The organism is Ferroplasma acidarmanus Fer1 (assembly GCF_000152265.2).
Lineage (GTDB): Archaea > Thermoplasmatota > Thermoplasmata > Thermoplasmatales > Thermoplasmataceae > Ferroplasma > Ferroplasma acidiphilum.
Window position 1 is genome coordinate 1,623,227 of sequence record NC_021592.1, and the last position, 19,180, is coordinate 1,642,406.

Genomic DNA, 19,180 nt, shown 5'->3' on the forward strand with positions numbered 1-19,180 from the left:
TTTTATTATTGTTGTGAATAATATCAATATTTGCTTATTCGTCTGTCACCCCGCCTGTTGACTGGTATTCTTTTAATTTGTCCGTATGGTACCCTGTATTTATGGCTATAAAATAGATTGTAAGGCTCATTATGGCCATTATTATATAGTCATAGGGGAATGGTATTGCATTGATGCCAAGGGAACCATAATATGACATTATTCCCAGTATAATACTGTAAACTACAATCCAGATTGAAGCCCTTATGTGTATGGATGCGGTTCTTCCAGACATCCTGTAAAGCAGATAGGGAGTCACTAAAATGGTAGCTGAAAAGAGCGCAAAATACTCTTCAAATGGCAATAATGAGAGGGCATAAATAATCCCTATAAATATGAAAATTACCCAGTATATAGCAGAAAATAGGGATGCTGATCTCATGTTAATATGGAAAGTCTCCCTCCCATAACGGCTAAGCAGGAATATTGGCAGCCCGCCATCGACTATTAATAAAAGAAGTGCCACCGTGCTCCATCCTGAAAAATAGACAAGCATTGAGGCTATTACGAATGCCAGAGGTGCCATAACTGTAAGGAAGGGAGTTTTAAATGGCCTTTCCATTTCCGGTGCCGTTTTTCTTAACGAGGTGTTGGTAATTCCGGCAGCCAGATAGGCAAAAACTGTAAATGACGAATTAATTCCCACAAGGGCGTACCAGCTTGGGAAAGGAAGTAAAAACATGGCCCCTATTATGAAAGTTACAACCAGCGAAATCCATGGAGTCCTGAATCTTGGATGGATCTTCCCGAAAAATGCCGGGATATAATTCATTTTTGCCATTCCATATAATGACCTGGCTGAAGATCCAACATATACTCCAAGAGTGGAAGCCGATGATACAACAGCTACTATAATAAGGAATATGGAAAATCCTATAAGAAGGGTCTCATCGGTAGAATGGAAAGCATAGAAGAACGGGTTTGCAGACCATGTTGATGACAATAAGCCGCTCCAATCGCCTACAGGAACGCCTGCTGCTTTCCAGTTTACTGCACCGATAAATACAATCTGCAGCATAATATATGTCGCCATAGCAGCCAGCATGGCACTTATCATGCCAAGTGGAACAGACCTTTTTGGATTTTTGGTCTCCCCTGCATAGTCAAGCCCCTGCCTGAAACCTTCATAGGAGAATATAACTCCGGCTGGAACCATGGCAGCGAATACTGAGGATGGGCCATATGGAAGAAAGCCATGGGACAGTGCAAAAAAGTTCCTTGCATGGAATATGAATGCAAATACAAATATTATTGTCAGAATAATAGCAGCCATTTTAAACCATGTCATTACAGCATTAGATTTCCCAAAGACGTTGACACCAGCATACTGAACTATAATAAATAATCCCAGAAGTGCCAGGGCAACTATTACGCCGAGTGGAGTTAGCAGGGCAACAGATGAGTTATAAATTCCCGGAACATAACTGCTGATAAATCCTGTAAGCGCAGCTGCTTCAACCGGTGGAGTAGCTATGGCACCGATCATATATGCCCAGCCAAGGTAGAAATTGCTCACAGGGCCATGGGAGAATTCGTTGAACCTTACCAGTGAACCGCTGTAAGGGAATAAAGTCCCCAGCTCACTGAATACAAGTGCCAGAATTATAAAGAATACTCCGGCTACAACCCATGTTAGTATTGATGCCGGGCCGGCATATGCAGGGCCAGCAAGAACTCCAAGCAGCCATCCGGATCCGACCATTCCACTGAAACTGATAAGAAATATGTCCACAGAGGATAGGGATTTCTTTAATTTTACTGAACTATTTCCGTTATTCGTTATTTTATCACACCTTTTCGGATATTAAATCATGGATATATAAATATGTTGCTTCCCTTCATGGACATTTTGTACATATTTATCAATGAAACCGGCATTTATCAACTCATTTTATAACCAGCAAGCATGGATTCTAAACCGTCATGCCCCTTTGTCAAAATTTCTCTATCTCCTTCAAGAACCAGTTCTGCAGGGCGTGATAGGAGATTGTAGTTAGATGCCATGGAAGCCACATAGGCTCCTGCATCTGCAATGACCACGATATCTCCAACAGCTGGTTCAGGGATACTTATATCCTTTGCAATATAATCGGTGTTTTCACATACCTGCCCCACTATATCAAATCTGGAAGAGGATGTGTTCTCCCCATGCCCGGATAATAATATGCCATGGCGTGCCCCATAAAGTGGAATCCTGATAAGTGTATTCATGCTTGCGTCTATTCCGATTAATTCCCTATCTGAATGTTTTATGGATGTCACTTTAGAAAGCAATATTGCCGAATCAGCAACTATATACCTCCCCGGTTCAATTATCAAACGCGAATCTTTAAAATACCCCCGGTTATTTGAGGCCCTAAAATTATCTGATATGTAACCTGCCGTTTTACCAATATCCAGTGCATGCTCATCTGATGTATATGGAACCCCGAAACCCCCTCCTATGTCAATGAAATCAAAGTCGATCCCTGTCCTGTCTGAAATTGTTTCCGCGATTTTAAAGAATAATCCACTAGATTCATTGAAAAATTCCGGTTCAAGTACATTGGAGCCTGTCATCATATGAATACCAAAGTGTTTCACTCCTGCCTTTATTGCCGCAGAATAAGCTGATATTGCATCATCTACGGATATACCGAATTTAACGTTTTTGCCACCTGTTGTAATTCCAGGGAATTCACCCTTTCCTATTCCTGGATTAATCCTGAATGATACGGTTTCAGGAAGACTTCCCTTTAACAGACCCATCTGCCCTTCATGGTCAAAATTTATTGCTACTCCTTCCTCCTTTATCGTTCTCAGTTCCGTGCCTGAAAGGTTGTTAGGTGTCGCAATAATATCACGGCTTCCCAGTCCACACATTATTGCCAGCTTCACTTCATTATAATTTGCCGCATCTATGCCAGTGCCTTCTTTGATTATCTGTGAAACTATGTATGGATTATAATTGGATTTTACTGCAAAATGAACTTTTATGTTAATACCATTGAAAGCATCCCTGATCCTGCGTATATTTTCCCTTACCCTTGCCATATTGTAGACAATAACAGGTGTCCCGTAGGCATCAGATATATTCTTTATGCTTTTTCCAGCAAATTCTGATACATCTGGAGACAATCCAGGATATAATTTTTTTATATTAACCATTATTTATGAAATGCATACAGGTTTTTAAGGTTATTTTATCAGGCATATGCACGCCAACTGGAAAGCTGGAACTGCTTATTTCCCGGTTAACTCATAGTGGGCCCATTCAACCGGCCATCAGCATTACTATTATAGCCACGATAAATAACTATTCAGGTAAATTTTTTTCTGATAAGCCATAAATACACTTCCATAATTTCCTGTGCGATTTATACGTTTGAATATGTATTTTTTGTTTCTTAAACGTTTAGTAGAGAATTATATAGGTGTGAATAATCACTCTCTATGGCAGAAAAGATGCTTATAATAACTCGAGTTTTGCGATTTAACTATTAATTGCACCTCCATAAATATTTCTTGTTGACCTGTATGGCTCTTCAATTGACTTCAGTATAGCATCCAGGAATGATCTCCCTTTATTCTCTATTGCTTTGAACAGATCTGTTAAAATGCTTATAGCCACTTGCTTATGCCTGGGTTCAGGTGTTCCTTTCCTGATTTTTAAATGGTTCCCCATGGAATTGATTGCAGAGATTTCGAGAAGCAGCTCACCCAGAAGGCTCATCTTCGCCGTACCAAGCAAAGTGGCATGTTTCCTCTGATAGAGATGCTTTAGCCCGTCCTGCTTTAATTCCTCATGGAATACTTCTATGTCCCATCTTCTCAGGTATTTCCCTATTATTGTTTTAACTTTCCAGTCTGTCCTGTTCGTAACAAAGAACTTTAAAGAGTTTATTCTCCTTGATACTATTACTTTTACAATACCTGCATTTTTCATTCTGGTGGTTATTGCCTTCATGAAATATGTTTTTCCATTTACTGTGTATGATTTCATAGATTTCAGATCAAGTGTATTTGCATAATCCCTCAGCCTGATCCATTTCCCATCAATGCATACTGTCCTGTTTGACTTTGCTTCACTTACGTAATCTTTTCCCATACTTTCAAGGAATTTTACCAGTTTTGATGAAAAGTACCAGGAATCAAATACAACTGTACTAAACCTCAATCCTGCACCCATAGCTTTTTTTATTGTATTTATCTGCAGGTCTATCTTCGAATCATCTGTTTTAAGTTCCATGGATAATGGGAATATCCCTTCATTGCCTGATATTACAGAGGTAGTGTATTGCATACCATATACAGTTTTTCCCTGTGAATGGTCGTAGATCCACTGTGCTCCATCTATATGCTTTCCATTCCTCTGGAGTATTGTGTCATCCAGGGAGAGAACAGGACCAGAACAATTCCTGTTGATTAAGGAACATGATATATTGAATATGCCATCAGCAGGTATATTCCTTAAAAACCTGTTAAGGTTTGACTGGTTTGTATGTTCTACAAATATTCCATTTAAATGTGCTGATGACCTTGTTGAAGATGCTATTCCAGAGACTATGTACCTGCAGAATTGCCTGAACTGCCTCCTGCCAAATAATGGCCTGAATTCTAAAAGGAGTCTATTCAATACATCAGGTGAATCTACAACAGGTATATCGATCATAATATTAAATAGTGAAAATATAGATAAAATTTACCAAAACGCAAAACTCGAGTTATAATAATCATATCTGGCGAGAAAGACAAGACGAAGGCAATGATAGGCCTTAACCTGGCAAATCACCTTAATGATGAGACAAGGGTAATACTATTCGGAGAGAGCGAAAAGCTTGCTGCATCAGGGGATGCTGACGTTACTGGATTGATCAAAAAACTTCAGGAAAAGGGAGTTATACCCATTGCATGCAGTGGTTATGCAGAAAATAATTAAATAGATGGTATCCTGAAAGAAATGAAACTGGAAATTAAACCAATATCCTCAGTAATAGCAGATTACGTTAAAAATGGATATACGCCAATTACTTTTTAAATTAAATATCTATTGAAAAAATTTTTTTTCTTGATTTTTGCCCTGAAATTAGTTTTATTTTATAAAATTCAACATTATAATATGTTGCCAGCTGTTTCATGATATCATAGTTGGCCTTATTATTCTCCCTCGGGGCAGATGTATATATTTTTAATCTGTCGCCTTCAGACTCTATTCTATGTTTTCCGTTTACAACTATCACGTGAATTATCAATCAATAGAAATCATTTAATTATTTATAACATTAACTTTGCCTGAATATATTCAACATAATAGCCAAAGATTAATATAAATACCAATTTCCCCTGTATGTGTAGTGCAATATCTTTAGGTTACAGTGATTTAATTGATAGTTTCCGTGGCGGGAATCTCGATGGCGTTTATCTGGTAGTCGCAACCGTCATGTCATATACCGGCATAATCAGGGCAGTGGACAGCGATTCAATAATAATGGATATCCCGCTCAAGTTTTACGCCGGGGACAACGTAATGTATACTCCCGTAATAATTGGAAGGGACGAAGTTCTTGAAATAAAGGAAGTACCTATCAGCGGATACATAAAAATAAAAACAAAAAATGATGGAGAATTCGCAGGAGAAATTGAAACTGCCTTTTCAAACAGAATGGTGATTGACTCCAATGGGAAAAATATAATAGTGTACTACCAGGATTTTGTAAATATAGAATAAATCTTATTTGGCGGCCTTCTTAACTCCATACCTCTTATTTTTTGATGATGTGGTTGCCCTCGCCAGTTTCAGGCTTTTTCTGGCTTTTCTCCAGTCAGAGGCAAATGTATTTTTCAATCTTGAGGTTTTTAGCAATCCCGATAGAATAATCCCGGTTTCCCTGTTCCTGTTAAGGCTTGACCTTGTAAAATTTTCAGACCCTATGAAAATCTTTTTGCCCGCGATCATTTTCGCATGCATATATAATTTATTTGCAGGCATATATTTAACCTTAACTCCGTGTTTTTTAAGCTGCTTTATATCGTCTATATCTGTGGAAGATATGGAACTGGGAACGATGAGTTTTACTTTCCTCCCCTTATCCATTAAAACTTTTAGAATTTCTTTGTCATCACCCATTTCTTCCGTTTCTATCAATAACTTTCTTTCCCTTGAAATAAAATCGCCCAGGGCTTTCTCTGACCCGGGTGAAACAATCAGGTATTTTCTGGGCATCTCGCCTGCGGCTTTATTCTCGAAATCAGCAAGAAAAATTGTTTTAAGGGATTTTATAATTTTTTTATCAGAGGTAATTGTAAAATATTCCCTGTTGGATGAGAATGCTGCTTCAGTAAAATTAGGTGTTCCCACTTCAGCCTGCCTTTCGGATACCATATATTTTGCATGGTCAAAAACATTAGGCTTTTCAAATCTTTCAGGGGCAACTTTTACTTTAGCACCGGTTTTTCTCAGGTTATCTATCTCTGCGTGTGTGCCATCGCTTCCGTTAATACCATACGGTCTGCCATCAACCATTAAACGTGTATCAACCTTCCTTTTTACAGCATCAGAAATTGCTTTAAGGATTTCAGGCTCATCAAGCAGGTATGAATTAATATAAACGAACCGCCTGGCTTTTTTTATTAAATTTACAAGTGGCTTTACACCATCGTCTGGTTCAACATATACCTTGTATGACATATGTCATCATTGAAAATCCCCTTTATTAATATTTGCCTTAAAACAGTGTAAAGATATGGATAATGCAATGTTTTTTCCATGTTATGTATAGAATATTTTACATGGTTTTTATTTGTGCATATACATTATGAAAGATAGTGTGCAATATAAGCCACTTATTTGTGCCTAAGATATTTATTACAATAACCCGGTTCGCCTCTAATGTTTCTTTTTCCTGCAATAAGTCTATAATAACATAAGTATATGTATGATAATGGAAACAGCTAGAATTATTGACGAGTATGATAAATACCGTAATAGCACATTGAATTTGCAGGCATCTGAAAATGTCCTGAGCCCTGATGCCAGAAAGGCTTTGTCCTCCGACATGGCTTCCAGATATTCACTCAGTATTGGAGACTACAACGCCTATGGTGGAACGGTATACTTCGACCGCATACTTGACCTACTTAAAGATAATACCTGCAGGCTGTTCGACAGCAAATACTGTGATCCAAGGCCCTTGAGCGGGCACGTGGCAGCAGAAATGTCGTTATTGTCTGTACTTGGAAAGAATAAAAATGTTATGGCAATTTCAGAAGAAGATGGTGGATACCCGGGATACTCCGGGGGACATCTTGACCGTGTTCTTGGCTATAAATTCTATGAAGCTCCATATTCCAACTTTGAACTGGAGTATGACCTTGTGGAAGAAAAAATAAAGGCAAACAATATAGGAACTATAATACTTGGCCAATCCATGTTTATAAAGCCATACGACATGAAAAGAATCAGTGAAATATGTGAAAAACATGGAACAAAAATCCTGTATGATGCATCACACGTTATGGGACTGCTTGCTGGAAAAGCATTCCAGCCAGATGCATTGAAATATTCAAATATAGTTTACGGATCTACACATAAAACATTTTTCGGGCCACAGGGAGGAATAATACTTACAGATGAAGAAGACATCTATAATCAAATCGAAGACAATGCAATATTCAATACAATGGACAATATTAACCTGTCCAGAATCGCATCGTTATCTATAGCAGTGGAAGAAATGCTTAAGTTTGGAAAAGTATACGCCGGAAGTGTTGTAAAAAATACTGCAAATCTCTCCCATAGCCTCATTGAAAATGGATTCGGGCTTTTGCCAGGTTCGGAGAACAGTGAAACACACCAGATTTTAATTGACCCTGAATATTTAAAAGGCAAGGGTTTCGACTATCACTCGTTTTCAACGCAACTTGAGAAAAACAGGATTATAATTGACCGGTTCGGAAGGATAGGAACCCAGGAAATTACAAGGTGGGGAATATCAGATATGGAATCGCTTTCGGATATAATTACAGGTATATGCAATAAATTAAATAGGGCTGTAGAGATTAATGATATGATAGGCGCAAAAGCGCTTAAATTCTGGTGATATAATGAATGTTGGAGAAATCATGAAAAAGGATCCTATTACTATTGACAGCAATGCAAAAATTTCAGAAGCAATATCTAAAATGAGGGAGAACGATATACAGCAGCTTCCGGTTCTTTCAGAGGAAAAATACATAGGCATGCTTACCTATAAAAATATTTTAAGAAGGGGAAGTGTAAGGACAAACTCAAAAGCTTATAATTTCTCTATAATTGCACCCAGAATCAACGAAAACTCAAATGTAATGGAAGCAGTTAAATTATTAGTGGAAAGTGGGCTAAATTCAATACCTGTATTCCAGAAAGAGAAACTCGTGGGCATAGTTACCAGACTGGACATAATCAGGAATCTTTCAGATATTTATCCAGATGCAGCAAGAACCAAAAATTATGAAATAATGACAGCAGATGTTGTAACTGTAGATGCAAACGATGAAATCGAAGCTTCCTCACAGAAGATCAGGACACTGGACGAATTCGAAATCCCTGTTACCAACAATGGAAAACTTGCAGGCATTTTAAGACTGAAGGATATAATTAACAACATATTAATGGATAAGCAAAAAATAAGCTACGGGCAGTATACTTCTGGCAAATCAAAGGTAGAGATAGTTGCCTCCTCACTTATGGACAATCCTATCAACAGCACAGAGGATAACACTATTGTAGACACGGCCACCCTGATGGTGAAAAATCATCTTCACATAATTCCTATAACCGGGAAAGATTCAAAATTAACCGGTGTAGTAGGTATCACAGATATACTGAACTCGCTGGAAACCGGCACCGAAGAAGGATTTTACATTGAGATTTCCGGACTAGAGGAACAGGACAGGGACCTTTATGATATCACCTACTTTATGGCAGATAAATTTATAACCAATATATCAAGGATTATCGGGAACAATGGAAAGTTGCTTTTCAATATAAGGAAATATAAAACAGAGGGAAAGGGGAAATATTCTATCAGGACAAAACTTATTACCCCTAAATTTAGCATGGAAGACGATGGTTCAGGATATAACTATGGCAAGTGCATAAGAGATGTTCTAAACAATTATGAAACCAGGTTAAAAAATAAATAACCATATAGCCATATTTGGCCGCACCGGAAATATTAATTTTTCCCGGTGTTATGTAATTTACATTAAAATTTATTAAACTAAATATTTATGAAATAAAAATATATCAGAAAATCTCCATTAATTTTTCAATCTTTCAACCAGGTCATGGTTTATGTTAAGGTATTCCATCCCCTTCTTTATGCCCCTGCTTATTTCCTGTATATTTATTTTTGCTAGTTTTCCCTCTATCTCTTCCATGTGGTTTAATCCGATAAATGGAACTACCATTTCTATAACCCTTGAAGAGTAACCGGAACCGGCAAATATTGCCTGGATTTTCTCCATGATATTTTCCAGGTTATTGTAAATATATTCCTTTGCACCGGGATTTGCAGCTGCCAGCATATAATACCTCAACGAGTCCTGTGCCTTTATTTTCCTCTCAGATATAGCCTTCTCCACGGCATTGAAATTATTGTCTCCGGTAAGCATAGCCATTGCCTGTATTGTTTTAACCTTATCTTCATCCTGTTTAAACTTTGAAAGCATATCAAGCATTTTTTCTGAATCGTTGTGCACTATGGCATATGATGTGAGAACAGCAAGGCGCATATCCGGATCTACCTGTTCCAGTGATCCGGCAAATTTTGAGAGCTCTTCCGCATATCCCCTGTTTATTGTAGCAAATCTGTTTGCAACTATGCCCCTTGCAAGGGAAATGTTGATATTTTCTGATTTTTGCTTATCTCCAAGAATTTTAAGTTTATCAGCAAGATATTCCATATTTGTCCCGAGTATTTCTGAATTTTTGGGGTCAATAAGATATAATGAGAACAGCTCATTGGATATCTCCCTGATTATTAATGAATCATTCAATTCCATAAACTTATTTATTCTGGAAAGGTACTCCTGTAAAGTCAATTTTCCCGCCATCAGGAATGCATGCGAATCATTTAACAGCCCGAATATGTCTTTATTATCCAGTATGGCTATATTTTTGATTATATTTTCATACAGTGAATCAGAATAAAGGACACGGTAGAACCCAGTTTCACTGTCATTGAGTTTTATGAATCCCTGCAAATCAATTTCCATAGACTCCGAATCGAAAAGTATGCTCTTTACCTCTCCTGCATATTTGGCCGTTAGCGGTATCTTCCACTGGACATTTTGCTTTTTGCCATTTAACAGGAACCTGTATTGTGTAAGCTTTATCTTTCCACCCTCTTCCTTTGCCTCAATGATAGGATATCCCACATTCTGTATGAAAGATTCCATTACCTTCCTGACAGGGCGGTCAGAAACCTTGGCTATAAATTCCCACAGGTCTGACCCTGATGCATTTTTATACTTAAAATTTTCAAGATAAAGATGAAGCCCCTTTTTAAACACATCGTCGGTAACAAAGGCATTTATCATTCTTAATATGCTACCGCCTTTGCCATAGCTGATCTCATCAAAAATCTGTGAAATATCGTCCGGATGTTTTACCTCAACCTCAATAGGATGGGAATTAACCAGTGAATCCCCTTCCAGGGCTCCTGCAGTTTCGCTCACAAGGAAATCAGCAAACATGTCATAATCCACTTCAAGCTTATTCATTGCTTTATATGACATAAAGGTAGCAAAACTTTCATTTAGCCAGAGATCATCCCACCAGTTCATAGTAACAAGGTCGCCGAACCACTGGTGTGCAAGTTCATGTGCTATTACTTCTCCCACAGCTTTTTTGACAGAAGATCCTGTGGATGAAGAAATATTAAGGTATATTTCCCTGAATGTTATGGCACCCCAGTTTTCCATCGCACCTGCGGCAAATTCCGGTACTGATATGAGGTGTTCCTTTGGCAACGGATAATCTATCCCAAAATAATCCTGGTAGAATTCTATAGCTTTCTTTCCAATTTCCAGAGGGTAATTAGATTCTGTTAAATGGCCTTTCTGTGCAGCAAGAATTAATTTTTTGTTTCCGTTAAATTCCAGAGAACGCTCATCAAATTTTCCAATGCCCAGATAAAGAAGATATGTTGACATCACCGGAGTCTGCATAAATTTTATAACAGTCTTTCCATCCACATTTTCCTTTGTCTCCACAGGCATATTTGAAATGGCTTCCAGACCCTCATCTACCCTTACTGTAATATCAAAGGCAGCTTTGTATGATGGGTTGTCTATGCACGGGAAGAAACGCCTTGCGCCTGTTGATTCGAACTGGGTGGTGAACATATCGCCTTCCTCTGTGTGTGCCCTGTAGAATCCCTGGAGCTCCTCAGGTATTTCTCCGGAAAAATCGATTTCGGCAATTGAATCTTTTGTGATTATACCGTCAACAACTATCTCCTGGTTTTTTATAAATTCTTTAAAATTTTTAATGCTATTATTTACCTTAATCCTTTTAATTTTCAGATTTACAGAGCTCAGAATTAATTTTTCCTCATTTCCATTGAACTTTATGGTTTCATGGCACGTATACGTATAATTTTTGCTGTTTATGTCAAGATCCAAAATATAATTATAAATCTGCATATGGCTATATCAGATTGTTGCTTATAATTTTTGCCAATAAAAAAATTAATCAATACATTGTAAATTAGAATCCTGGGCACTATTTTAAGATATTACATGATCAAGTTTTCCCGGTTATATATATTGATCATATTATCCGCATGTTTCAGGAAATATGTCATAAAACATGCAACGGGAGTAAAATGGTTATATAATCATTGGGAATTTCCATAAACATGACCAGAATAATACATATAAACAATCAAAACGAAAATTACGCCATTAAGGTATGTGCGGGAATTATTAAAAGTGGCGGAACCGTTGTATTTCCCACAGAAACTGTTTATGGCCTCGGGGCGGATGCATTCAATCCCGGGGCATGCTCAAAAATATTCATTGCAAAAAACAGGCCTGCAGACAACCCGCTGATAGTACATATATCAAACATGAAGATGCTAGACCAGGTGGCATACATTGATGATGGGCTAAGGAAAAAAATGGAGAATATATGGCCATCCCCGCTTACACTGCTCTTGAAAAAGAAAGAGTCTGTACCGGATATTGTCAGTGCTGGCTTAGATACTGTATGTGTCCGTTTCCCGGACAATAAGATAGCGCTGGAGCTTATAGAAGCTTCCGGGCCTATAGCTGCACCCAGTGCCAACATTTCAACAAGGCCAAGCATAGTTGATTCTGAAACTGCAGTGGAAGAACTGGATGGAAGGGTTGACGCAATAATAGACGCAGGAAGGGTAAGGTACGGCGTGGAGTCCACAATCCTTGACTGCACAGCAGAGCCATACAGGCTGCTGAGGGCCGGGGCATTTAGCGTTGAAGATATAGAGTCAATTATAGGAAAAATATATGTAGACCCACTGGCAAAGGGCTATAACCAGTCAGATGTTGCACTTACCCCTGGATTAAAATACCGGCATTATGCCCCATCAAAGAAATTATTTCTTATTGAGAACGAAGAAGAATTCAAAAAATTCATATCATCAGAAATTTCAAAAGATTTTCTGGTTCTGTGCTCTAAAGAAAACGAAAAATACGCTTCCGGAAAATCAATTGTACTGGGTAGCGATATATATGAAATTGCACATAATTTATTCTACGATTTCAGATACCTGGATAATTCAGGGAAACTATATGGTGTTATCCAGGGATTTCCGGAAAGCGGCATCGGGCTCGCAGTTATGAACCGGATAAGGAAAGCAAGTTTTATGATAGTAAAGGATAAAGAAAATATAGATAAAATATATAGGGTAATAAATGAAGCTTGACAATTACAGGTTAAACTGGGAGGTTATCCTGAAAAAGGAGATAGATTTCCTATCAAAAAAATACCCTGACTTGGATATAAAGGGCAGCTATTCCAGTGTAATTGAATTATTAAACGAAAATAAAATCAGATACAGAATTATCATGCATAAGAACGAGCTGGTAGGGTATGCCTATATTATGGACTCTACAGATAAATCAGATAGGCTTTATGCCGATATTGGCTTTACATCCCCTAAAAAAATAACCGAAGACCGGTTAAAGGAAATTTTTGAATGGCTTACAGGAATCGCTTCAAAGGAAAAGAAAAAATTAATGTTAAATCCGATTATTAATGGAAATGAGACAAGTGAAAAGTACCTTATGGACTCAGGATTTAAAACTATTGTAAGAAAGAGAATGGTGATGGACCTCAACGACTATAAATATAATAAACTGGACGAAAAATACGACATTTCAGGAATAGACGATATTAACATGGACTTATATTCCGATGCTGAGTATGAGGCATTCAAGTATACTTCTGATAAATTTCTTTTCAGCAATAAAAGGGAAGACCGGCTGCAGACTGTAGTTAACCTTTTCAAAGGTGAATACGGTGAGATAATTAAGGAGGTTACAGTTATTATAAAAAACAAGGGCAGGATAAGTGGCGCAGTGGTGTCATCACGGCTCGGATTTGACAGGGCCTTCATAGTATCAATTTTTGTCAAGCGTGCGTACAGGAAAACGGGCATGGGAAAATATTTGCTCTTTACTGCATTGAACAGGCTTAAGGCACTGTCATACCATTATGTTTTTCTCTGGGTCAATGCAGAAAATTTCGCGAAGGATTTCTATTTGCACTACGGCTTCAAATATGACGATTACCCTGATGAGGTTATATATTACCTTCCAAACGGAAAATAATTTTTAATTGCCATGGATATATACAAACCCTAACAAAAATTTAAGTCTAACGGTTAAATCAGAGGTACATGGAGTTATTCAATTTTGCATATTTAGCGATATTCTTAATCGCTGTTTCATATATACTCATAAAAAATAGGGAAACATTTCTTATAAAAATACTTGTCTCAATTCCGATAATGGCCGGGCTTGTATATTTTTCCGGTTCATTCTTTGTTCTTCCAGTATACCTTTTTTCTATGATAGTCAGCACGTATCTATACACTGTATTCTTTTACTTCCCATTTGCCGTAGATTTCGTTCTTATCATCCTATCAATCTTTGGCAATTTCGTTCCTGTCAGGTTTGTTTTTGCCTCCATATCAATTTCCATACTCCTTTCAATGTTCCTGGATAAGAATATGAGAAAATATGATGTAACAAATAACGAAAATAAGGGCAAGGATATACAACGGGAAACATCCCGTGATTATTTCCAGATTTCTACAGGTGTCATTACAATTGCAATATTTGCTTTGGATGGAATAAAAGGCAGGATTCTCATACTGCTTGCAATACTTTTAATTTATCTTGGTGGCAATATACTTTATTTAAATAACAGGAACAGGCTGGCAGACCTGGTTTACATGATGGAAAGGAAGGACACGAAGTTGGGGCTTGGATCCATGTATCTTGCAGCCGGATTCCTTTTTGTGCTTTCATTTACCCGATCACTTCAGCTCATATACATCTCAGCATTTTTGATAATGATTGGAGATTCCCTGGCAACTATAATTGGAATGAAAATAAGGAGCAGGAAGCTCTTCTATAATAGAAGAAAGTCCATGGCAGGATTCCTGGGCATGCTTATCCCATCATTTCTGTTTGGCTTATTCTTCTTTGTTTACTTTATTTCAGCATTTTACGCAATCGGCGGGACATTTGCAGAATCCATATCAAACAAAATTGCAGATGACAATATTACGATACCTGTATCTATAGTTATTATACACTTTATAATATCAATGGTATAGATTATAGTGGACTATGTCAAAATATATATACCGTGTTGCGTTGTGGAAATAATGCGAGTGTGGTGTAGCCTGGCAACACGCGAGCTTGCCAAGCTCGTGCCCCGGGTCCAAATCCCGGCACTCGCACTCTACTGAACTCTTAGCATATTTATTAGATTTTTGAATTCAATTATAATGTTTAGCACATTGCCAGTTTTTAAATGAAAATACAATGCCAGAGTACCTGGCAAAAATTTGTTTCTGAATAGCAGGTGGTAGAATTGTTTATATACTCGAATTTATATAATTAAGGGATAAATATGGAATCAAAACCTTTATGCAAAACTACAGAGATAGAAGAAGGAAAAAGCAGGGAGTTTGAAGTTGGAAACAAAAAGATTCTGGTTTCAAATGTTGGCGGAAAATTTTATGCCATAGATGCTTTGTGCTCTCACATGGGAGGCGATCTGGGCAAAGGAAAATCTGAAGGCCACGATGTAATATGCCCAAAACACCATGCAAGGTTCAATGTTCAGACAGGAAAAGTGGATAAAAACATAAATGGCTTTTTCAAGGCTATGACCAGGAAGGAAGCAACTGACCTTAAATCATACGAAGTAAAGGAAAACGATGGAGAACTCTCTGTGGAGCTCTAATTTCTTTATGCCAGCAGATATAGAGCTGCATATATGGTGTATTTAACCAGAATTGTACTGATAATGTCAAAAATAACCATAATACTTCTATAAATTCACAAATTTATACATTATTATATTAAAAAATAATTATGAATACTGAAGGACATGCAAAATTTGGAAATATTAGCAACATTTTTATACAATTCTCTATTGTATAACTATGTTTCCCGAGAAATTTGAATACTATGCCCCAGAAAGCATAGAGGAAGCCACGAAATTTTTGAATGGACACGAAGATGCCAAGGTACTTGCAGGCGGCCAGAGCCTTATACCGCTGTTGAAACTGAGGTTTACATCAATTCCACAGCTGGTGGATATTGGCAGGCTAAAAGGCATGGATAGCATCTCATTCCAGGGAAATACCCTGAGAATAGGCCCCATGGCCAGAACACACTCAATTGCAGAGGATCCCCAGATAAGGAAGAAATTTCCCATACTCAGTGAAGCTGCAGGGCTTATAGCCGACCCGCTTGTGAGAAACATGGGCACTATCGGGGGCGATATATGCCACGGCGACCCTTCAAATGATTTCCCTGCTGTTATGCTGGCCCTTAACGCCAACTTTGAAGTAACATCTGCGAAGGGAAAAAGAACAATAAAGGCACAGGATTTCTTTACGGATACCTTTACCACCGCACTGAACCCTGGAGAAATACTTACAGGAATAACGATAGAGGACAGGAATTCATCAGGCAGATATATGAAATACAAAAAATACGCTGGAGATTTTTCCATCCTTGGCATAGCTGTAGACCTGTCAATAGATTCAGGCAAAATAAAGGAAGCAGGAATAGGGTTGACGAACTGCGGAGCAACAGCATTAAAAGCTACGGAGGCAGAAAAATTCCTGGTAGGGAAGGAAGTTACAGACGACAATATTGCAAAAGCCGGGGATTTGCTCCTGAAAGCTGCTGACTTCATGGATGATGACAATGGAAGTGTAAAATTCAAGGAAAAATTGCTTAAATACCTTTTTACAAAGGCTGTTAAAGGAATAGGAGGTGTACCGAAATGATGGTTAATATAAAAGTAAATGGAGAAGAATACAAAAAGGATGTTGAACCCAGAACCTTGCTTGCCACATTTATAAGGGATGACCTTAAACTCACAGGCACACACATAGGATGCGATACAACAAATTGCGGAGCATGCACGGTGCTTATGGACGGCAGGGCAGTGAAATCATGTACTGTACTGGCTGCACAGGCAGACGGGCATGAGATCGAGACCATAGAAAATGAGAAAGACGCAGACCTTAAGAAAATTAAGGAAAGCTTTGTTGAGGAAAATGGATTACAGTGTGGATTCTGCACACCGGGAATGATAATGACCTCGCTTTACATGCTGAGGAACAATAAAAAACCCGATGATGACTATATAAAGAGCAACCTGGCTGGAAATCTGTGCAGGTGCACTGGCTATGTTTCAATAATAAATTCAATAAAGAAAGCCAGTGAAAAAATAAATACTGAAAAGGTGAGGGTTCCATGACCTATCAGGATAGATTTGTAAACGGGAAAGGGAGATACCTTGATGATATAGACCTTGACGGAATGCTTTACATGTCCCTGGTAAGAAGCCCCTACGCAAGGGCAAAGGTAAAGAAAGTTGAAGGCGGATTAACCTCAAAGGACCTTAAGGCTTACTATGCACTTGCAGAAGGTGACCATAAGGAGCCCGTTCTGGCCATAGATGAGGTAAACTACCAGGGCCAGGCTGTAGCTGCAGTATTCGGGAAAAACAGGTATGAGAGCGAAGATCTGCTTTCCACAGTAAACGTTGAATACGAACCTATGGATGCCATACACAGCATCCATGATGCCAAAAGCAAGCCACCTATGTATAAAGATACAGCAGGCAACGTGCTTTCACAGGAAGATATAGGTGTCAAATTCAATGAAAAGGATATACAGTACGATGTAAAGGTAACAGATACAATACTCCTTGACAGGGTTTCTGCAAATCCAATGGAAACAAGGGGCATAGTTGCAGATTACCGTGATGGCATACTCAATGTATACCTGCCTTCACAATCTATTGTAAGGTCAAAGTCCGGAATAGTGAATTCACTTGGACTTCCACCTGAGAAAGTGAGGGTATTCCTTATAGACAATGGAGGAGCATTCGGTGTAAAAGCCCTATTCTATCCTGAATATATCATAGCATGCTATGCTTCAATGAAGTTTGGAAAGCCTGTGAAATGGCAGGAAACCAGAACAGAGCATCTACAGGCATGCCACGCAGGCAGGGGAGTAGAAGGCACTCTAACACTCTATGCAAAAAAGGATGGTACAATTACCGGCCTTGACGGTGAAGTCCTTCTGGACAACGGCCCCTATTTCGTGGATGCTGCTTCAGTTGACCTGGGAAATGTTATTCATGAGATTACCGGGCCATATTTCATAGAAAAAGCCCACATAGTAGGGAAATACATGCTTACAAACAAGGCTCCCAATGGTTATTACCGTGGTGCAGGCAAACCTGAAGCATCCATATTAATGGAAAGGATGATGGACCTGCTGGCAGATAAACTGAATATGGATATTGCCGATGTAAGGCTTAAAAATGCACTTGAAAAGCCATTCAAATCCCCACTGGGGCTTGATGTAAATTACCCTACAAAGCCTTTCCTGGAGGATGCATTGAAATATTTCAATTACCGTGAATTATCAAAGAAAGAACATGTGGGCATATCCTTGTTCATACTGGATGAAGACACTGCACCTGGAGAGAGTGCAAGAATCATAGTTAAAGATGGCAAGGTGCATACTTACATGGGAGGAAACGTATCCGGGCAGGGCCATGAGATGTTTGTCAAAAGCATACTCAGCGATGAACTTTCTATAGAGCAGGATTCAATATCCCTGGAGTTGCAGGATACAGAGACCCTTTCAACCGGAGTTGGCACATGGGGTTCAAAATCTGCAATGACACATGGTTCTGTATTAATGCAGGCTGCAGAGGAACTTAAAGAGCAGGTAAAAGAAAAATATGGCAAATATTCACCGGAAATACTCCTGAAGCATGACTTCGACCAGACCTCTTTCTATAAGTTCGATTATAACGATAACCAGGTTAATTTTAATCTGGTTACATCAAAGATCAACGAAGCCGGCGATATAGAATCCCTGAAAGTAGGCTGCTATTACGACCTCGGCAAAGTCCTGAACATGACAAATGTTATGGGGCAGACAGAAGGAGGGGCATTGCAGGCTATCGGCGAGGTACTCTCTGAGACACTTAGATATTCAGAGGAAGGCCAGCTAATGACCACAAGCATAACAGATGCCGGTGTTCTTACTGCTGAACATACGCCTGAATTCGATATAAAAATAGTGGAAAATCCCTCGGTACTGAAAGATGGCGCCAAGGGGCTTGGAGAATCGCCTATGATAGGAATACCTGAAGGCCTTGCACGGTCTCTTGAGACACAGCTGCATACAAGAATAAATGTTATGCCAATTACCAGGGAATTTCTAGCCAGGAACCTTTAGGCAATTATAAATTTTTTAATTTATCCTGATTTTATTTTTTATAACAGCATATATCCGGAATCTACCTGTTCATATATTTTCTATAGATAAAGGCTATATAGAATTATGAATTACCTTACAG

At 38.5% G+C, this 19,180-nt stretch carries 17 protein-coding genes and 1 tRNA gene; 12 read left to right on the forward strand and 6 right to left on the reverse strand.

Features of this window, described 5'->3' with window-relative positions:
• Nucleotides 1-34: 34 nt before the first annotated feature.
• The 3 genes from FACI_RS08265 to FACI_RS08275 all read right to left on the reverse strand — a co-directional run bounded on the left by FACI_RS08265 (nt 35) and on the right by FACI_RS08275 (nt 4,690).
• Complete coding sequence (locus FACI_RS08265) at nt 35-1,771, reverse strand: APC family permease (protein ID WP_009887697.1); 1,737 nt, start codon at nt 1,769-1,771, stop codon at nt 35-37.
• A 149-nt stretch (nt 1,772-1,920) separates the two neighbouring features.
• A complete protein-coding gene (lysA, locus tag FACI_RS08270; protein ID WP_009887698.1) occupies nt 1,921-3,186 on the reverse strand; it encodes a diaminopimelate decarboxylase in 1,266 nt (421 codons plus the stop codon).
• A 325-nt stretch (nt 3,187-3,511) separates the two neighbouring features.
• Nucleotides 3,512-4,690 (reverse strand): transposase, encoded by a 1,179-nt coding sequence (locus FACI_RS08275; RefSeq protein WP_009886499.1) that lies wholly within the window; start codon nt 4,688-4,690, stop codon nt 3,512-3,514.
• A gap of 93 nt (nt 4,691-4,783) precedes the next feature.
• Between FACI_RS08275 and FACI_RS10325 the strand changes: the two genes are divergently transcribed.
• Entirely contained in the window at nt 4,784-4,957 is a 174-nt protein-coding gene (locus FACI_RS10325; RefSeq protein ID WP_009887699.1) for a hypothetical protein, read from the forward strand.
• Between the two features lie 100 nt (nt 4,958-5,057).
• On the opposite strand, the gene FACI_RS08280 is transcribed toward FACI_RS10325, so the two are convergent.
• Complete coding sequence (locus tag FACI_RS08280; protein ID WP_009887700.1) at nt 5,058-5,258, reverse strand: DUF167 domain-containing protein; 201 nt, start codon at nt 5,256-5,258, stop codon at nt 5,058-5,060.
• A gap of 107 nt (nt 5,259-5,365) precedes the next feature.
• On the opposite strand from FACI_RS08280, the gene FACI_RS08285 reads away from it, so the two are divergent.
• Nucleotides 5,366-5,746, forward strand: coding sequence for a hypothetical protein (locus FACI_RS08285; RefSeq protein WP_009887701.1), 381 nt, complete (start codon nt 5,366-5,368; stop codon nt 5,744-5,746).
• Between the two features lie 3 nt (nt 5,747-5,749).
• On the opposite strand, the gene FACI_RS08290 is transcribed toward FACI_RS08285, so the two are convergent.
• A complete protein-coding gene (locus FACI_RS08290; protein WP_009887702.1) occupies nt 5,750-6,706 on the reverse strand; it encodes a phospholipase D-like domain-containing protein in 957 nt (318 codons plus the stop codon).
• Between the two features lie 253 nt (nt 6,707-6,959).
• Here FACI_RS08290 and FACI_RS08295 point away from each other — a divergent pair, with 253 nt between their 5' ends.
• Both FACI_RS08295 and FACI_RS08300 read left to right on the forward strand, forming a co-directional pair.
• Nucleotides 6,960-8,117: a DegT/DnrJ/EryC1/StrS family aminotransferase gene (locus tag FACI_RS08295; RefSeq protein WP_048074225.1), complete on the forward strand. Its 1,158-nt coding sequence runs from the start codon at nt 6,960-6,962 to the stop codon at nt 8,115-8,117.
• Between the two features lie 4 nt (nt 8,118-8,121).
• Nucleotides 8,122-9,201 (forward strand): CBS domain-containing protein, encoded by a 1,080-nt coding sequence (locus FACI_RS08300; protein ID WP_009887704.1) that lies wholly within the window; start codon nt 8,122-8,124, stop codon nt 9,199-9,201.
• 117 nt (nt 9,202-9,318) lie between these two features.
• On the opposite strand, the gene FACI_RS08305 is transcribed toward FACI_RS08300, so the two are convergent.
• Complete coding sequence (locus FACI_RS08305; protein ID WP_009887705.1) at nt 9,319-11,706, reverse strand: M1 family metallopeptidase; 2,388 nt, start codon at nt 11,704-11,706, stop codon at nt 9,319-9,321.
• 215 nt (nt 11,707-11,921) lie between these two features.
• Between FACI_RS08305 and FACI_RS08310 the strand changes: the two genes are divergently transcribed.
• The 8 genes from FACI_RS08310 to FACI_RS08345 all read left to right on the forward strand — a co-directional run bounded on the left by FACI_RS08310 (nt 11,922) and on the right by FACI_RS08345 (nt 19,059).
• Nucleotides 11,922-12,968, forward strand: coding sequence for an L-threonylcarbamoyladenylate synthase (locus FACI_RS08310; protein WP_009887706.1), 1,047 nt, complete (start codon nt 11,922-11,924; stop codon nt 12,966-12,968).
• Nucleotides 12,958-13,875: a GNAT family N-acetyltransferase gene (locus tag FACI_RS08315; RefSeq protein ID WP_009887707.1), complete on the forward strand. Its 918-nt coding sequence runs from the start codon at nt 12,958-12,960 to the stop codon at nt 13,873-13,875. The genes FACI_RS08310 and FACI_RS08315 overlap by 11 nt, the downstream gene beginning before the upstream one ends.
• Nucleotides 13,876-13,943: 68 nt before the next feature.
• A complete protein-coding gene (locus FACI_RS08320) occupies nt 13,944-14,888 on the forward strand; it encodes a diacylglycerol/polyprenol kinase family protein (RefSeq protein WP_009887708.1) in 945 nt (314 codons plus the stop codon).
• A 53-nt stretch (nt 14,889-14,941) separates the two neighbouring features.
• Nucleotides 14,942-15,014, forward strand: a tRNA-Gly gene (locus FACI_RS08325).
• A gap of 173 nt (nt 15,015-15,187) precedes the next feature.
• Nucleotides 15,188-15,523 (forward strand): Rieske (2Fe-2S) protein, encoded by a 336-nt coding sequence (locus tag FACI_RS08330; protein ID WP_009887709.1) that lies wholly within the window; start codon nt 15,188-15,190, stop codon nt 15,521-15,523.
• 202 nt (nt 15,524-15,725) lie between these two features.
• A complete protein-coding gene (locus FACI_RS08335; protein WP_009887710.1) occupies nt 15,726-16,580 on the forward strand; it encodes an FAD binding domain-containing protein in 855 nt (284 codons plus the stop codon).
• Entirely contained in the window at nt 16,577-17,056 is a 480-nt protein-coding gene (locus tag FACI_RS08340; RefSeq protein ID WP_009887711.1) for a (2Fe-2S)-binding protein, read from the forward strand. The genes FACI_RS08335 and FACI_RS08340 overlap by 4 nt, the downstream gene beginning before the upstream one ends.
• Entirely contained in the window at nt 17,053-19,059 is a 2,007-nt protein-coding gene (locus FACI_RS08345) for a xanthine dehydrogenase family protein molybdopterin-binding subunit (RefSeq protein ID WP_009887712.1), read from the forward strand. The genes FACI_RS08340 and FACI_RS08345 overlap by 4 nt, the downstream gene beginning before the upstream one ends.
• Nucleotides 19,060-19,180: the final 121 nt, after the last annotated feature.

What these genes read in the sequence shown, in the direction of transcription:
- lysA (WP_009887698.1), bottom strand. Translation starts at nt 3,186, where the DNA reads ATGGTTAATATAAAAAAATTATATCCTGGATTGTCTCCAGATGTATCA.
- FACI_RS08275 (WP_009886499.1), bottom strand. Translation starts at nt 4,690, where the DNA reads ATGATCGATATACCTGTTGTAGATTCACCTGATGTATTGAATAGACTC.
- FACI_RS10325 (WP_009887699.1), top strand. Translation starts at nt 4,784, where the DNA reads ATGATAGGCCTTAACCTGGCAAATCACCTTAATGATGAGACAAGGGTA.
- FACI_RS08285 (WP_009887701.1), top strand. Translation starts at nt 5,366, where the DNA reads ATGTGTAGTGCAATATCTTTAGGTTACAGTGATTTAATTGATAGTTTC.
- FACI_RS08290 (WP_009887702.1), bottom strand. Translation starts at nt 6,706, where the DNA reads ATGTCATACAAGGTATATGTTGAACCAGACGATGGTGTAAAGCCACTT.
- FACI_RS08295 (WP_048074225.1), top strand. Translation starts at nt 6,960, where the DNA reads ATGGAAACAGCTAGAATTATTGACGAGTATGATAAATACCGTAATAGC.
- FACI_RS08300 (WP_009887704.1), top strand. Translation starts at nt 8,122, where the DNA reads ATGAATGTTGGAGAAATCATGAAAAAGGATCCTATTACTATTGACAGC.
- FACI_RS08305 (WP_009887705.1), bottom strand. Translation starts at nt 11,706, where the DNA reads ATGCAGATTTATAATTATATTTTGGATCTTGACATAAACAGCAAAAAT.
- FACI_RS08310 (WP_009887706.1), top strand. Translation starts at nt 11,922, where the DNA reads ATGACCAGAATAATACATATAAACAATCAAAACGAAAATTACGCCATT.
- FACI_RS08315 (WP_009887707.1), top strand. Translation starts at nt 12,958, where the DNA reads ATGAAGCTTGACAATTACAGGTTAAACTGGGAGGTTATCCTGAAAAAG.
- FACI_RS08320 (WP_009887708.1), top strand. Translation starts at nt 13,944, where the DNA reads ATGGAGTTATTCAATTTTGCATATTTAGCGATATTCTTAATCGCTGTT.
- FACI_RS08330 (WP_009887709.1), top strand. Translation starts at nt 15,188, where the DNA reads ATGGAATCAAAACCTTTATGCAAAACTACAGAGATAGAAGAAGGAAAA.
- FACI_RS08335 (WP_009887710.1), top strand. Translation starts at nt 15,726, where the DNA reads ATGTTTCCCGAGAAATTTGAATACTATGCCCCAGAAAGCATAGAGGAA.
- FACI_RS08340 (WP_009887711.1), top strand. Translation starts at nt 16,577, where the DNA reads ATGATGGTTAATATAAAAGTAAATGGAGAAGAATACAAAAAGGATGTT.
- FACI_RS08345 (WP_009887712.1), top strand. Translation starts at nt 17,053, where the DNA reads ATGACCTATCAGGATAGATTTGTAAACGGGAAAGGGAGATACCTTGAT.